This window comes from Azospirillum sp. Marseille-Q6669 (assembly GCF_965111635.1).
The window spans coordinates 1,782,225-1,796,698 of record NZ_CBCOOP010000001.1 but is presented as its reverse complement, the minus strand read 5'-3'; the positions used below and the strand labels follow the sequence as shown (position 1 = coordinate 1,796,698).

Here is a 14,474-nt window from a genome sequence, read left to right as displayed (position 1 = left end):
TCTCCCCAGAGGGGAGAGAGCTACATCCCCCTCGCCCTATGCCACCCCGACACGGACCGCCCGAGGCCCACCCCATGCTGAGCTCGCTCCAGCCCCGCTCCCGGCCGCCGCTGCGCTGGTCGCACCTGACCAAGAAGGCGCGCTTCGCGCTGATCCTGGCGGCGGCGATGCTCGTCACCGTGCTGGTCTCCCTGGTCGTCCGCGCCGGCTTCCTCGGCGACAGCGCGCGCGAGCCGCTGACCGTCGCCGTCGTCGGGCCGCTCAGCGGGCCGGACGCGGCGCTGGGGCTGGCCCTGCGCAAGGGGGCGGCGCTGCGCGCCGACACCATCAACGCGGCGGGCGGCATCGCCGGCCGTCCCGTGGTGGTCAAGCCCTTCGACGACGAGGGCGACAAGGGCAAGTCGCTGGAGATCGCCCGGCGCGTCTCCAACGACCCGTCCGTCCTCGCGGTGATCGGCCACACGCCGGACGCCACCGACAGCGCGACGGCGATCTACGCCCAGCGGCAGATTCCGCTGATCGCCCCGCGCCCGCTGGTTCGTCCGGCGGACGCCGCCCCCAGCCCCTGGCTGTTCAGCATCACGCTGGACCGCACGCACGAGACGCGCTTCCTCGCCAACTACGTGCGCAACGTGGTGGGTGAGCCGACAGTCGCCATCGTGCGCGAGGACAGCGAGCAGGCCGCATCGCAGGCCAGCCAGTTCGACGCGATCCTCCAGCGCTTCGGCACCAAGCTGGTCGGCCAGTGGACCTTCGCGCCGGGCCGCGGCGGCGCGTCCGCCCTGCCGGCGCTGGCCCAGGCGGTGAAGGAGAAGATGCCGACCGGCGCCGTCGTCGTCATTGGCTCGGCGGTGGACAGCGCGCGGGTGGTGGTGGCGCTGCGCGACGCCGGGGTGCGCAACCTGATCGCCGGCAGCTCGGAGATGGCCTCGTCGGCCTTCCGCACCGAGATCGTCGCCCAGGCGCAGGCCAATCCCAAGGCGCTGACCCCGGAGGCCTACGGCCACGGCCTGCTGGTGTCGTCGCCCGTGCTGTTCGACACGGCGAACGAGCGGGCGCAGCGCTTCTACGGCCAGTATGTGAAGCGCTTCAACGCGGTGCCCGACTGGGCGGCGGCGCTGGGCGCCGACGGCGTGGACCTCATCGCCGGCGCCATCGCCAAGACCAACACGGCCACCGGCAAGCCAGACGGCGAAGCGCTGCGCCGCGCCATCGCCGACCACGACCGCGCCGAGACCGCCTTCCAGGGCACGGTCGGCACCTGGACCTTCGACAACCGCGGCCAGGCGACCCTGCCGGTGATGATGGCCTCCTACAACGGCCTGAACCCGGTGGCGGCGCTGACCCAGCTCCAGCCGATCCGCGAGGCCGGCGTCTCCAACTTCCTGGAGGAGGTCACCAAGGGCCGGGCGCTCTACGTCAACGACCGCTTCATGTACAAGACGGACGTCATCTACACCGGCGTCCAGCTCCATGAGATCCGCGACCTGAACCCGGACGCCAACGAGGCGACGCTGAACCTGACGATCTGGTTCCGCTACCGCGGCGCCTTCAACCCGGCGGACGTCGTCTTCACCAACGCGGTCAAGCCGGTCGAGCTGGGCAAGCCCTACCGCGAGGAGCGCGGCGAGGTCACCACCTACGTCGCCTACCGGATCGAGGGGCGCTTCGCCCTGAACGTCTTCGACCAGCGCCCGCCCTACGGCAGCCAGACGGTCGGCGTCAGCTTCCGCCACCGGACGCAGAACCGCAACACGGTGATGTTCGTCACCGACGTGCTCGGCATGTCGCTGGTCGACACCAACGACTTCGTGGAGAAACTGAAGGCGATGGCCGCGGCGGAGACTGCGTCCGCGGCCGATCCCGGCCTCGCCGACCGCTTCCGCCGCGCGCTGGAGGGCGAGAGCGAAAGCTCCACACTGCTCGACCAGCTCCGCGCCAAGCGGGTGCTGGCGCCGTCGCCCGGCTGGCGGCTGGCCCGCGCCTGGATCTCGCAGGACGTCGCCTCGGTCGGCAGCGAGGGCGATCCCAACTATGTCGGTTTCGGGCGCCCGCAGCCGGACTTCTCGCGCGTCGACTTCGGCGTGGTCGCGGCACCGGACTCCCCGGCGGCGCGCGACTTCATCCACCGCGACTTCTTCGTCTACATCGCCATCTTCAGCGCCGTGCTGGCGGTCTTCGCCGCCGTCATGGACCGCCGCGACCGCGGCCAGTTCTGGAAGATCCAGACGCTGTTCATGCGCATCCTGTCCTGGCCGCTGCTGCTGATGTCCGTCGGGAACATCGTGCTGGACCAGGCGGTGGCGACGCTGCCGCCCAGCGGGATCGCCATGGTGGTGAACGGGGTCAACGTGCTGTGGTGGATCGTGCCGGCCATCCTGGTCGACCGCACGCTGGAGCGCTTCGTCTGGACCCCGCTGGAGATCCGCACCCAGCGCAAGATCCCCGGCATCGTCCGCCGCTTCTCGACCCTGATCGTCTTCGGCTTCGCCGGCTGCGGCATCATCGCCTTCGTGCTGAAGCAGCCGATCACCAGCCTGCTCGCCGCCTCCGGCCTCGTCGGCATGGTCATCGGCCTCGCCATCCAGGCCAACATCGCCAACGTCTTCTCCGGCATCGTGCTGAACATCGAGCGGCCGTTCCAGATCGGCGACAGCATCCAGATCACCGATCTGGTGCGCGGCGTCGTGGTCGACATGACGTGGCGCACGGTGCGCATCCGCAACGTCGCCGGCTTCATCGTCGCCATGCCCAACGCCAAGGTGTCGGAGGCGACCGTCGTCAATTTCAGCGCGGTCGACCGGGTGTCGATGAAGCTGGAATACTACGCCGACGCTCGTCACGACCCCGGCCGGATGGGTGGCCTGCTGACCACCGCCCTGCAGAACGCTGACAAGGTGCTGCCCAGCGCCACCGGCGGCCCGCCCTTCGTCCGCTACGACGGCATCCGCGGCGTCAACGGCCAGTGGCTGTGCAAGTACAACATGTTCTTCTGGGTCGAGGACTACGACGCCAGCTTCGTCGTGCCGGAGCTGGTGTGGCGGTCCGTCTACCGGACGCTGGCCGAGGCCGGCATCGAGCCGACCCCGCCCGACCTGATGGAGGCCGCCGGCCCCGCCGCGGTCGCCACCAACGCCCAGCGCCGCGCAATTCCGGCATGAGCAGGACACCCCCGATGATGCGAACCCTGATCGCCGCGACGGCGCTGCTGCCGGTCCTGTTCGCCGGGTCGGGCTGCGCGCCGCTCGGCAGCGAGCGCCCCGGCGCGATCCTGGAGAAGGTGGCCGACGGCGACTACGACGTCGGCATCCGCTACCCCGCCAAGCGCGCCCGCTACGTGATGATCGTAGAGGAGGACGAGGGCGGCTTCGTCGTGACCAACCGTCCGGCCGGCGCCCGCGAGGCGGACGCCGCCCCGGCCCCGGTGGTGGCGCAGCCGCAGCGCAACGACCGCGTCCTCGCCCCCTGCGCCGAGGCGACCGGCAATTGGTACCGCCACACCCCGGCGGGCTACGTCTGCGTCGGCCAGTCGGCGCCCGGCGGCGGTGGCTGACATGAAGCGCCTCGCGATCATCCTCTCCCTGACGCTCGCCGGCTGCGCCGCCGGTGCACCCACGCCCGGTGCGGGGCGCGCCGACGCCCCCGTGCTGCGCATCGTTGCCGAGCCCGACGCCAACGGGCGCCGCCCGGTCGCGGTCGACGTGGTGCGGGTGGCCGACCCGGCGCTGGCCGGACGGCTGGCCGGGCTCGACGCCGCGGGCTGGTTCCGCGACCGCGAGGCGCTGAGCGCCGAGGCCGGCAACCGCATCGCCATCGCCTCCTGGGAGATGGTGCCGGGCCAGAGCGTGCTCCTGCACAGCCTGCCCCCTTTCGCCACCACTCCGACCCAAACCCTCGTCTACGCGCTGTACGGCGTGCCCGGCGCCCACCGGCAGACGCTGGACGGTGCCGGCGCCCTGGACGTGCGGCTGGGACGGGAGACCTTCACCGTGGCTCCGCTGACGGAGGGAACGCCGTGACCGCCCAACTCGCCCCGGCCCATCCCGCTGCGGCGCCGAAGATGGCGCCCGCCGGCGCTAAACCCGCCGGCACGCTGGCCCTGTTCCGCGCCTTCCAGGAGGATCTGCTCGCCGGCTGCGCCGACGCGCAGGCCCCGGCGGGGACGGTGGCCGACCGTCTGACCGCCACGCTCCATGGCATGAGCGGCGCCGCCGTCTCGCAGGGGCCGGGTGCGCACGGCACGGTGGTCAAGGCGGTCTTCGCCATGGCCATGCTGGCCGACCGCGCACTGGCCCAGACGCGGCCCGCCGACGCCGTGGTCTCCAGCCGCCTGTTCGGCGCGAACGCCACGCTGCAAACCCTGTTCGTCCAGGCCGACGACCTGATCCGCCAGGGCGCCAAGGCCGACCGCGGGCTGGCCGCCGTCTATCTTGCGGCGCTGGCACTGGGCTTTCCCGACGACGCCCAGGCGACCGCCCGCCGCCCCGCCCTGCACCGCATCGTCGTCGGCGAGCGCGCCGCGGCCAGCCACCCCAGCCCGCGCGCCTGCGAACCGCCCGACGGCGCCGTGCCCGGCTACCTCGCGCCGTCCGCGCGGCGCTGGTGGTGGGCCGTCGGCGGGCCCGCCGTGCTGTTCCTCGTGGTGTCGCACCTGCTGTGGGCCGGCGCCGTCGGCGGCATCCAACGCGATCTGAGCGGCGCCCACGCCGCGGTCGAGGACATGGGGCTGTCATGGTCCTACTGATGCTCACGCTGGAGCTGGTGCTCTCCACCATCGGCTCCGCCATCGTCTATCTGCTGTCCTTCGCCGTCACGCTGGCGCCCTACGCGCTGCTGGCGCTGCCGCTCTACATCTTCTACCGCGTCGCCCGCGTCTATGGCGAGGGGCTGGACATCCTGACGCGACAGATGCGCGGCCCCCTGCGCCGCGGCGACATCCCGTGGTTCCTCGCCTTCGGCGTCGGCGGCCCGGCCCTGCTCGCCACCGACCCGACCCATGTCCGCTGGCCCGAGGACGGCAACGGCGAGCACGGCTGCTGGTGGTTCTGTGAGGGTGCGGCGATCCTGCACGCCGGCGCCGATTCCGCCGACGGCTCCCGGCTGGGCGCGTCCTGGCCGGCGCTGGTCGCGGCGATGCGCAAGCGGCCGATGCGCCGCCCGCTGGACGGCGTCCTGCTGATGGTCGGCGCCGACGAGCTGCGCGCCGCCGCCGAGCGCCCCGGCCCGCGCGACGCGCTGGCCAAGCGGGGCGCCGCCCTGCGGGAGCGCCTGCGGACTCTGCGCGACGATGTCGGCGTGGTCGGCCCTGTGCATGTGGTCGTGGTCCGCGCCGAGGCGCTGGACGGCTTCACCGACCTCTGCGCCGCCATGCCGTCGGCCCTGCTGGACGGCGTGCTGGGCTGGACCAACCCCCAGGACTGGGCCAAGCCCTTCGATCCGCGCCGCATCGACGAGGCGTTCGAGGCCATCGCCGCCGACATCGCCGTTCTGGAGGCCGACGCCTTCGCCGCCGGCACCGCCGGGGTGCGCCTGCCGCTGCTGCCGGCAGCCCTCGACACGCTGCGCCATCCGCTGGCGCTGTTCCTCGACGGCGCCCTGGGCGGCGATGACCAGACCGAGCCCTTCCCGCTGCGCGGCATCGCCCTGACCGGCGCCTACGCCCCGGCCACCGGCGGGCGCCGCCCGGTCTTCGCCCGCAACCTGCTGCCCGGCCGCGCCTTCGCCGAGGCCGGCTACGGACGGCCGTCCGACGCCGCCTACCAGCAGGCCCACAAGCGCCGCCGGATGGCCCAGGCCGCGCTCGCCGCCTCGGTCGCCGGCCTGTCGGTCGCCGCGTGGCAGGGCGTGTCCAGCGTGTCCGCCGGCAGCCCGCCGGTCGCCGCCGCCACCGCCGATCTGCGCCGGGCGCTGCTGGCCCGCGACGCCGTCACCGACGGGGCTCTGGCCGGTCGGGTGATCGCCGCCACGGCGGTGATGGAGCGCAGCTCCCTCGCCACGCCGCTGCTGCCGACCTCGCTGTTCAGCGGCTTCGACGAGGACAAGAAGCGGCTCGCCTCGGTCACGCTGCGCCGCTCGGTGCTGCGGCCGATCCGCGACGCCCTGCTGCCCAGCGCCACCATGGCCGACCTGCCGCCGGTCGCCAACCCGCGGACGGTCGAGGACCTGCCCGCCTTCCGCCGGCTCGCCGAGCAGCTTGACCGCATCGGCGGGCGGCGCGGCGCGCTGGAGCGCTACGACCGCTTCCGCCGCAACAGCGGCTTCGACGAGCTGAACGCGCTGGCCGAAAGCGTCTACGGCGCGGTCCCCCGGTCGCCCATGACGGCGACGGACGGCTACATCACGCGCATCGCCGCGGGCGCCGACCTGCCCAACCTCGACGCCCGGACCATCGCCGCGGCGGTGCGCGCGGAATCGGTGCAGCTCGCCGCCCCGCTGGCCGAGGAGCTGTACGGCCGCAACCCGCTCCGCCAGCGCGCCGAGGCCCTGGCCGAACGGCTGCGCGGCTTGCCGGAGACGCCGACCGCCGAGGATGTCGAGGACGTCCGCCGCCTGACTGGCGCCGTTGTCGAAGCCGTTTCCTGGCCCATCGCCGGTGCCCTGCAGGAGCCCGCCCGCGGCCTGCCCGACGCGATCCGCGTGGCGCTCCAGAAGGCGGCCATCGCCGATCTGCCGGGGCGCGACACCACCGACCGCATCACCGAGGCCCTGTCCACCGCCGCGACCGGCGCCCGCGCCGCCGTCCTGGCGCTGGACGCGCCGCAGACCGGCGCCCTGTTCGCGGTGGGTGACGGCGGCGCGTTGGCTCTCAACCCGGCGGTGACCGCGCTGCCGGACGCCCTGGCCGCCGCCCTTCCCGCAGCGGTTCCCGACGCTCCGCCCGCCGAAGCCGTCAAGCCGGCCGAAGCCAAGCCCGCTGTATCCAAGCCCGCAGAACCGAAGCCCGCGGAACCAAAGCTCATTTCGCCCGAAGCGGAGCCGGCCAAGCCGGTCGCGGCGGCCCCTCCTCCGCCTCCACGGCCGGCCCCGTCGCCGGAACCCGCGGCTCCGCCGCCCGCCGTCGTGGAGGAGCCGACCGTCGTCGCGCATCTGCCGATCCTGCCCAGAATGCCGGTGGAGGCTCCGGTTCCGGACAGCGACGTCGCCCTGTCGAAGCTGTCCACCGCCTTCGCGCAGACCCTCGCCGGGCGCTTCCCCTTCGTGGGCTCCGAACAGGCGCGCGGCGCGGCCGACGCCGATCCGCAGGACGTCCGCCGCTTCTACCGGCAGCTCGACGAGCACCGGGTGGCGGTGATGCGGACCGCGACCCCCGAGGTCGCCGCCTTCATGGAGCGGATGGAGGCCGCCCGCCCGTTGCTGGAGGCCATCGCGCGCCCGTCGCCGGTCAGCGTCCGCCTCACCTACGGCGCCAACCGCGCGCAGGAGGTCGGGGCGGAGCACATCATCGACTGGTCGGTGCGTTCCGGCGCCAGCGCGGTGGGGGCGACGGCCAACGGCGGGACGCTCGCCTGGACGCCGGGCCAGCCGGTGCTGCTGAGCGCCCGCTGGGCCTCCGGGTCGCCCTTCCGTCCGAAGGGCGCGCCGGCGGGCGGAACCGCCGCGGCCACCGGCGACACCATCACCCTGGCCGAGCGCGGACCGTGGGCGCTGCTGCGCCTGCTGAAAGGCCACACTCCGTCATCGTCGCGGGACGGCCTGCTGTTGCGCGTCGCCCTGCCCACCCAGACCATCGAAGGGCAGCCGGTGCGCGACACCGTCCTGGTGCTGGGCGCGGCGGTCATCGCCGGGACGCGCAACGAGCTTCCGGCACGCGCCCTCGACCTGCCCGCGCGTTTCCCGCAGAGGTAGTGGAGATCGGTGCACAAAGAAAAGCTGATGATGAACTTTGTTACAATTCGCAGAAAGATGACGCAGCTTCCAACAAAAACTCCGACGGTGGTCATAGGCATTTAATGCGTTGTTAATTACTGAAAATGTATCAAGTCGTTGGGGCATATTGGATCGTTGGGCAGTCATTCTTTGCCCAACGACAGTCCCAAGAACCACTCTCTAATTTACCAGCGGCAATAGGGGCATTTTTTTACCAATCGCTTAGGCAGCGGTTGATTGGCGATGCTTTGTTTCTTTCGGAATGCCAAATTTGCGACGCATAACGTCTCAAGACGTGTGTCTGAGCTTACCGTTTCCACCTGAAATCAACCTCACCTGTCCCTCGAAAGGTTTCGGATCATGGTAGACCGCAAGAAGCGCGCCCAGGAACTGATCAAGTATCACAGCTACGCCTCGGGTGCCTTCGGACTCATCCCCGTTCCCGGCGCGGACGTCGCCGCGGTCAGCGTGGCCCAGCTCAACCTGATCCATAAGCTCGCCAAGCTCTATGAGATCGAGTTCGCGCAGGAGCGCACCCGCGCGATCATCGGCGCGCTGATGGGCGGCGTCATGCCCGGCGCGCTGAGCTCCAGCGTGCTCGGCTCCGCCGTGAAGGCCGTTCCGTTCATCGGCACCGCCCTGGGCGTCGCCGTCATGCCGGCCCTGTCGCTGGCCGCCACCCAGGCGCTCGGCCGCGTGTTCGCGCAGCACTTCGAGACCGGCGGCACGCTGCTGGACTTCGACGTCGAGACGATGCGCGAGCATTTCCGCAAGGAGTTCGAGGCCGCCCGGAACGACGCCGCCAAGAACGAGGCCGGCGAGGCCCCCGCCGCGGCGCCGCAGATGGAAGAGCAACCGGTCCAGAAGGCCGGCTAAGGGCACGACGCCGGGGCGCCGGGCAAAGAAGGAAGCATCGCCGTGTTCGAGCTGATCTACATCGGTCTCTGCCTGCTGGTCGGGTTTCTGGGGATCGGCCGCCGCGGCGGCTTCCTGCTTTACGCCTTCCTGGCGGTGGTTCTGACGCCGCCCGGCGCCCTTCTCGTGATGATCCTGCTAACCACCCGCAGCAAGAAGCGGGCGAAGGCATGACGGCGGCGACGGCGTCCATCCTCCGCCCGGCCCTGCGGCTCCTGCTGCCGGTCCTGCTGGCGCTGTTCGCCGCGACCCTTCCGGCGCGCGCCGAATACTGGACCATCGCGTCGGAAGACCATTTCCCGCCCTACAACTACTCCTTCAACGGCACCCGCACGGGGATCGACACCGAGATCGTCGTCGCCCTGCTGAAGGAGCTGACCATCACCCCGGTCCACCGGCCGCTGTCCTGGACCGAGGTCGTCCGGTCGATGGACGAGAACACCGCCGACGTCGGGTTCCAGTTCATCGCCTCGCCCGCCCGTTTCGCGCAGTACAACATGATCGGCCCGTTCCGCACCGGCACGACCGTCTTCATGGTGCGCAAGGACTCTCCCATCGCCTTCGAGCGTCTGGAGGACCTGACCCCCTACCGCATCGGCGTGGTCGACGGCTTCGCCTACGCGCCGGACTTCGACGCCGCGACCTATCTGGAAAAGGTCCCGTCGAGCAGCAATGTGGTCAATTTCCGCCGCCTGATCCTGGGCCGGGTGGACGTGATCGTCGGCGACCTGCATGTGCTGAACCACATGGCCAAGCAGGACGGGCGGCTGAAGGACGTGCGCGTCCTGCCCAAGCCGCTTGGCCTGATCCCCCGCTACATCGCCATGCCCAAGGCGCGCAAGGAGAAGGCCGAGCGGCTGCAGGCCGCCTTCGTCAAGCTGCGCGACAACGGCACGATCACCCGCATCCTCGACTCCTGGCTGGCGGAGTGAGGCGGAGCGATGAGCAAAAGCAAGACAACCAAGCGTGTCGCTCCCAGCCGGCCCGTCTCGGCTCTGCTGCCCCTGATCGGGCTGGCCGACCGTGAGATCCTGACCCGGCTGGTGGTGACCGGCTGCGTCGCCGCCACCGCCAACCTCATCAGCCTGATGAGCCTCAGCGCCGAGTTGAACGGCTGGATGCGCGGCGAGGTGCTGGACACGCCCTTCCTGATCTTCTGCCTGTCGCTGCTGGTCTCCTACGCCTTCAGCAAGCGCTTCGTCGGGCTGGTGCTGACCACCGGCTTCAGCGCGCTGGCCGGGGTGCGGCGGCGCTTCCTGCAGACCGTCACGCTGGGCAACCACGCCGACATCCTCGACATGCAGGCGCGTCGCTCCTTCGATCTGGGCAACCACCATCTGGAGCGCATCGCGGCGCTGCTGCCCAACCTGTCGATCGCCGCCAACATGATGCTGGTGGCGGTCGTCGCCTACCTCTACCTGTGGACGCTGACCACGGTGGGCGCCACCCTGCTTCTGGTGGCCGGCGCGATGATCGGCGGCTGGTACGTGCGCGAGGCACAGCGGACCCGCGCCCTGCTGGGCCAGGCCAAGGAGTCCGAGGTGCGGATGCTCCAGGGCTTCTCCGAGATCGTCGGCGGCAACGCCGAGATCAAGCTGGGCAAGGCGCGGCGCGACGAACTGGCCCAGGCGGTCGAGGCCGACGTCGCCCAATGGGAGGACCTGAAGCGGCGCCACGGGCGCAATCTGGGCGAGCTGTTCTCCTGGATCGCCACCATCGTCATCGGCTTCTCCGCGGTCTTCGTCTTCATCTTCCCGCGCATGGGCGCGCTGTCGGCGGCGGAGCTTCCTCTGGTGACCTCGGTCATCCTGTTCCTCGCCCGGCCGCTGTCGAAGTTCCTCAACGCCGTGCCCGACTACATCGCGGCGGAGGATGCGGCGAACCAGCTCACCACCCTGCTGGCCGCCATGCCGGCGGCGGAGTACGCCCCGTCGAAGCTGGCCCGCGCGCCGCGCCGCTTCTCCGCCATCGAGCTGCGCGGCGTGCGCTTCGCCTACCGCGCCGGGCTGCGGCCCGAGCCCTTCGTGATCGGTCCCATCGACATGACCATCCCGGCGGGCAGCGTCGTCGGCATCGTCGGCGCCAACGGGTCGGGCAAGTCCACCCTGCTGCGCGTCATCCCGCTGCTGTTCCGCCCGGACGAGGGGCAGGTGCTGCTCGACGGGCAGGCGGTGGAGGGCGACCGGTTGGAGTCCTATCGCGACCTGTTCTGCGCGGTGTTCCAGGACCACCACCTGTTCACCCGCCTGCCGCAGGGGCCGACCTTCGACGCGGAGCTGTTCCGCGAGATGCTGGCCTATCTGAAGATCGATCATCTGGTTCCGGAAACCGGCGACGGCCTGCTGAACCGCGACCTGTCCAAGGGCCAGCGGCGCCGCGTCGCCCTGGCCGTCGCGGTCGCGGAGGGGCGTCCGATCATCATCCTCGACGAATGGACGTCCGACCAGGACGCCGAGTTCCGCACCCGCTTCACCAACGAGATCATCGGCAAGCTGCGGGCGCTCGGCCGCACCGTGATCTTCGTGTCGCACGACGGCAACGCCTCGTCGGTCTGCGACGTGACCATTCACATGACAAACGGGCAGATGGACGCGCCGGCCGACAAGGCCGCGCCCCGCCCCGCCACGGCTTTGCTCCAGGAGACCGCGTGACATGGCTGACCAGGCCTTCACCTACGACGACGCCGACGCGACGCCGCAGCCGAAGTCGCGCCTGCGCGCGCTGCTCGGCAACTGGTACGAGGAGCACCGCCGGTCGCTGCTGTGCACGCTGCTGGTCGGCATTCTGATCTTCCTCTACTTCGCGCCGTCGATCGTCGTCTTCATCCCCGCCGGCCACGGCGGCGTGTTGTGGAAGCGCTTCCACCAGGGCACCCAGATGGCTCCGGCCCTGGCCGAGGGCGTGCACGTCATCTTCCCCTGGGACAAGATCGAGGTCTACGACCTGCGCCTGCAGGAGGACACCCGCTCCTACTCGGCGATCGCCAACGACGGCCTGAACGTCAGCATCGAGATCACGGTGCGCTACCGCCCCTACGCGGAGATGCTGGCCGCCCTGCACAAGAACGTCGGGCCGAACTATCTGGAAGTGCTGCTGGTGCCGGAGGTCGGGTCGGTCTCGCGCGAGATCGTGTCGCGCTTCAAGGCCGACGAGCTCTACGCCCACCGCCGCCTGCGCGTTCAGACCGAGACCTTCGAGCAGGTCGCCGACCGCGTGATGTACGCCCAGATCATCGGGGCCGAGGACACGCCGAAGCCGGACGGGCGGACCAAGACCGGCTATCTGCTGATCCAGGACATCCTGATCCGCAACGTCTCGCTGCCCGAAGCGATCATGGTGTCGATCGAGCGCAAGATCCAGCAGGACCAGGCCGCCCAGGAATACCAGTTCCGCCTGCAGCGCGAGCTGTTCGAGAGCCAGCGCAAGCAGCTCGAAGGCCAGGGCATCCGCGCCTTCCAGGAGACGGTCCAGGCCAACCTGACCGAGAACTACCTGCGCTGGCGCGGCATCGAGGCGACGCTGGAGCTGGCCCATTCGCCCAACGCCAAGATCGTCGTCATCGGCAACGCCGCCAGCGGCGGGCTGCCGCTGATCCTCGACGCCGCCTCGGGCCAGGGCGCCACCCTCCCGATGCCGGGCGCCCCCGCCCCCGGTGCGCCGCAGGCGGGGGCCGCGACGGTCACCATGCCGAGCGGCCTGCCGGTGCCGCCCGCCGCGCAGCTTCCCTCGCTGAGCGGCGAAGGCACCCCCGGACAGGTGCCGGTCGCCCAGATGCCCAGCCTGAACACCGCGGGCGCCGAGCCCGCGCCGGCTACGGCGGGCCACGCGCCGACGGCACCGGTCCCCGGCGTCAAGCCGCAGCAGGGGGGCGCAGCAGCAGGGGCCGCCGCCGGGCCGGCCAAGGACGGAAAGGCCGCCGCGGCCCCCATCCTGTCGACCATGTCGCCGTCCCGCCTGCTCGACCTCATCCAGTCCAAGTGAGCCGGCGATGGATCTCTGGCGCATCCTGAGACGCGACGCCCTGCGCAACATGCAGCCGCTGATGCTGCTGGCGGTCCTGGCGGCGGCCCTCAACCTCGCCCTGCTGACCTCGCTGAACAGCGCGCTGGTCATCATGGACGATCCGGAGGGGTTGCAGCGTCTGCTGTTCATCTTCCTGCTGTCCGCCTTCTCCTGGCGGTTCGCGCAGGGCTGGATGATGAGCGCAGCGTCCAAGCGGATGCAGGCGGCGCTGGCCATCTTGCGCGTCGACCTGCTGCGCCGCGCGGTGGCCGCCGACCTGCCCGACGCCATGGCGGTCGGCTCCACCCGCCTCGCCCAGGTGGCCGGGCCGGAGCTTCAGCTTCTCGCCCAGGCGGTGCCGACGCTGGTCATCAGCTTCCAGTCGGTCGCGGCGATCATCCTCTGCCTGCTCTACCTCGCCACCCTGTCGAACGCCGCGGTGCTGATCGTGCTGGCTTTCCTGACGGTCGGCGGCATCCTGATCACCCGCTCGGTCCTGCGGCTGGAGCGGCTGTCGGAGACGATCCACGAGGCCGAGGGCGCGCTGTCGGAGCGGTCGGACCACATCCTGCAGACCCTGCGCGAGTGCAAGCTGAACCGCCGCCGCGCCGCCAACGCGCTGTCCGACGCCACCACCTGCGCCGAGGCGCTGCGGACGGAGCGCCACCGCTTCGGCGCCGAGTACAGCCACTACTTCACGCTGAGCGAGCTGACCTATTACGCGGCGCTGGCCGGGATCATCTTCCTGCTGCCAGCGGTGTCCAACACCGACATCACGACCGTCGTGCTGGCCGGCCACGCCGCCGCCTTCATCGCCTACCCGGTCATCACCATCGTCGCCTCCTACCCCTCCTACATCAGCGCCGAGACCGCCGCCCGCTCATATCTGGCGGTGGAGGCGGAGCTGAAGGCCCCGCCCCGCCCCGCCCAGCGCCGGGCCAAGGACGCGCCGCCGACCGGCTTCGCCGACTTCGCCACCATCGCGCTCGACGGCGCGGCGTACCGCCACCCCGGGCGCGACGGCACCGGCTCCTTCACGGTCGGTCCCATCGACCTGAGGGTGGAGCGCGGCGACGTCGTCTTCGTCACCGGCCACAACGGCGCCGGCAAGAGCACGCTGATCCACATGCTGCTCGGCCTCTACCCGGCGCAGCGCGGCAACCTGACGGTGGACGGCGCGGTGGTGACGGCGGACACGCTGGGCTCCTACCGCGACCTGTTCTCCGTTGTCTTCTCCGACAACCACGTCACCCGCCAGCTTTACGGCGCGGTGTCGCTGGAGGACGGCTTCGCCGACGAGCTGCTCGACCTGCTGGAGATGTCCGACAAGGTGGCGGTCGAGGACCGCGCCTTCACGACGGTGGACCTGTCGCAGGGGCAGAAGAAGCGCCTCGCGCTGGCCGCCGCCCTGCTGGAGCGCAAGCCCGTGCTGGTGCTCGACGAGTGGGCGGCCGACCAGTCCCCCTATTTCCGGCGGAAATTCTACCGCGAGATCATTCCCTGGATGAAGGCGCGCGGCATCACCGTGATCGCCGTGACCCACGACGACGCGTACTTCGACGCCGCCGACGTGCAGATCCAGGTGGAGCAGGGCGGTATCCGCCGGCTCGACACCCCCGCCCTTCCGGCCCCCGGCCTGCTGCCCGCCTGATCCAGACCAGCGGATCGGGGCCAGTCGGTCCAAGCCACCA

At 71.1% G+C, this 14,474-nt stretch carries 11 protein-coding genes; all 11 read left to right on the top strand.

Translation table 11 applies throughout. The features are described 5' to 3' along the window. Positions 1-74: 74 nt before the first annotated feature. The 11 genes from ACWPXE_RS07945 to ACWPXE_RS07895 all read left to right on the top strand — a co-directional run bounded on the left by ACWPXE_RS07945 (position 75) and on the right by ACWPXE_RS07895 (position 14,434). Positions 75-3,161, top strand: a complete 3,087-nt coding sequence (locus tag ACWPXE_RS07945) for an ABC transporter substrate-binding protein (RefSeq protein WP_454017374.1) — start codon at positions 75-77, stop codon at positions 3,159-3,161. 14 nt (positions 3,162-3,175) lie between these two features. Continuing rightward, positions 3,176-3,553 (top strand): hypothetical protein, encoded by a 378-nt coding sequence (locus tag ACWPXE_RS07940; RefSeq protein WP_454017373.1) that lies wholly within the window; start codon positions 3,176-3,178, stop codon positions 3,551-3,553. Position 3,554: 1 nt separating this feature from the next. Beyond that, positions 3,555-4,019, top strand: coding sequence for a hypothetical protein (locus ACWPXE_RS07935; protein ID WP_454017372.1), 465 nt, complete (start codon positions 3,555-3,557; stop codon positions 4,017-4,019). Beyond that, on the top strand, positions 4,016-4,744 hold the full coding sequence (locus ACWPXE_RS07930; protein ID WP_454017371.1) for a hypothetical protein: 729 nt from the start codon (positions 4,016-4,018) through the stop codon (positions 4,742-4,744). The genes ACWPXE_RS07935 and ACWPXE_RS07930 overlap by 4 nt, the downstream gene beginning before the upstream one ends. Continuing rightward, entirely contained in the window at positions 4,732-7,845 is a 3,114-nt protein-coding gene (locus ACWPXE_RS07925; protein WP_454017370.1) for a type VI secretion protein IcmF/TssM N-terminal domain-containing protein, read from the top strand. Before ACWPXE_RS07930 ends, ACWPXE_RS07925 begins: the two co-directional genes overlap by 13 nt. Positions 7,846-8,226: 381 nt before the next feature. After that, complete coding sequence (locus ACWPXE_RS07920) at positions 8,227-8,742, top strand: YcjF family protein (RefSeq protein ID WP_014197918.1); 516 nt, start codon at positions 8,227-8,229, stop codon at positions 8,740-8,742. 42 nt (positions 8,743-8,784) lie between these two features. After that, positions 8,785-8,955 carry a hypothetical protein gene (locus ACWPXE_RS07915; RefSeq protein WP_172428501.1) on the top strand — a complete coding sequence of 57 codons (171 nt, stop codon included), beginning with the start codon at positions 8,785-8,787 and terminating at the stop codon, positions 8,953-8,955. After that, on the top strand, positions 8,952-9,713 hold the full coding sequence (locus ACWPXE_RS07910) for a substrate-binding periplasmic protein (protein ID WP_454017369.1): 762 nt from the start codon (positions 8,952-8,954) through the stop codon (positions 9,711-9,713). The genes ACWPXE_RS07915 and ACWPXE_RS07910 overlap by 4 nt, the downstream gene beginning before the upstream one ends. Positions 9,714-9,722: 9 nt before the next feature. Beyond that, complete coding sequence (locus tag ACWPXE_RS07905) at positions 9,723-11,432, top strand: ATP-binding cassette domain-containing protein (protein WP_454017368.1); 1,710 nt, start codon at positions 9,723-9,725, stop codon at positions 11,430-11,432. Position 11,433: 1 nt separating this feature from the next. Further along, the gene (locus ACWPXE_RS07900) at positions 11,434-12,762 is read left to right on the top strand and encodes a prohibitin family protein (RefSeq protein WP_454017367.1); all 1,329 of its coding nucleotides are present in this window, start codon (positions 11,434-11,436) and stop codon (positions 12,760-12,762) included. Positions 12,763-12,769: 7 nt separating this feature from the next. Beyond that, the gene (locus ACWPXE_RS07895; RefSeq protein WP_454017366.1) at positions 12,770-14,434 is read left to right on the top strand and encodes an ATP-binding cassette domain-containing protein; all 1,665 of its coding nucleotides are present in this window, start codon (positions 12,770-12,772) and stop codon (positions 14,432-14,434) included. Positions 14,435-14,474 lie beyond the last annotated feature (40 nt).

Bases quoted from the DNA above. Each gene is read 5' to 3' on its own strand.
- ACWPXE_RS07945 (WP_454017374.1), top strand. From the start codon at position 75: ATGCTGAGCTCGCTCCAGCCCCGCTCCCGGCCGCCGCTGCGCTGGTCG.
- ACWPXE_RS07940 (WP_454017373.1), top strand. From the start codon at position 3,176: ATGATGCGAACCCTGATCGCCGCGACGGCGCTGCTGCCGGTCCTGTTC.
- ACWPXE_RS07935 (WP_454017372.1), top strand. From the start codon at position 3,555: ATGAAGCGCCTCGCGATCATCCTCTCCCTGACGCTCGCCGGCTGCGCC.
- ACWPXE_RS07925 (WP_454017370.1), top strand. From the start codon at position 4,732: ATGGTCCTACTGATGCTCACGCTGGAGCTGGTGCTCTCCACCATCGGC.
- ACWPXE_RS07920 (WP_014197918.1), top strand. From the start codon at position 8,227: ATGGTAGACCGCAAGAAGCGCGCCCAGGAACTGATCAAGTATCACAGC.
- ACWPXE_RS07910 (WP_454017369.1), top strand. From the start codon at position 8,952: ATGACGGCGGCGACGGCGTCCATCCTCCGCCCGGCCCTGCGGCTCCTG.
- ACWPXE_RS07905 (WP_454017368.1), top strand. From the start codon at position 9,723: ATGAGCAAAAGCAAGACAACCAAGCGTGTCGCTCCCAGCCGGCCCGTC.
- ACWPXE_RS07900 (WP_454017367.1), top strand. From the start codon at position 11,434: ATGGCTGACCAGGCCTTCACCTACGACGACGCCGACGCGACGCCGCAG.
- ACWPXE_RS07895 (WP_454017366.1), top strand. From the start codon at position 12,770: ATGGATCTCTGGCGCATCCTGAGACGCGACGCCCTGCGCAACATGCAG.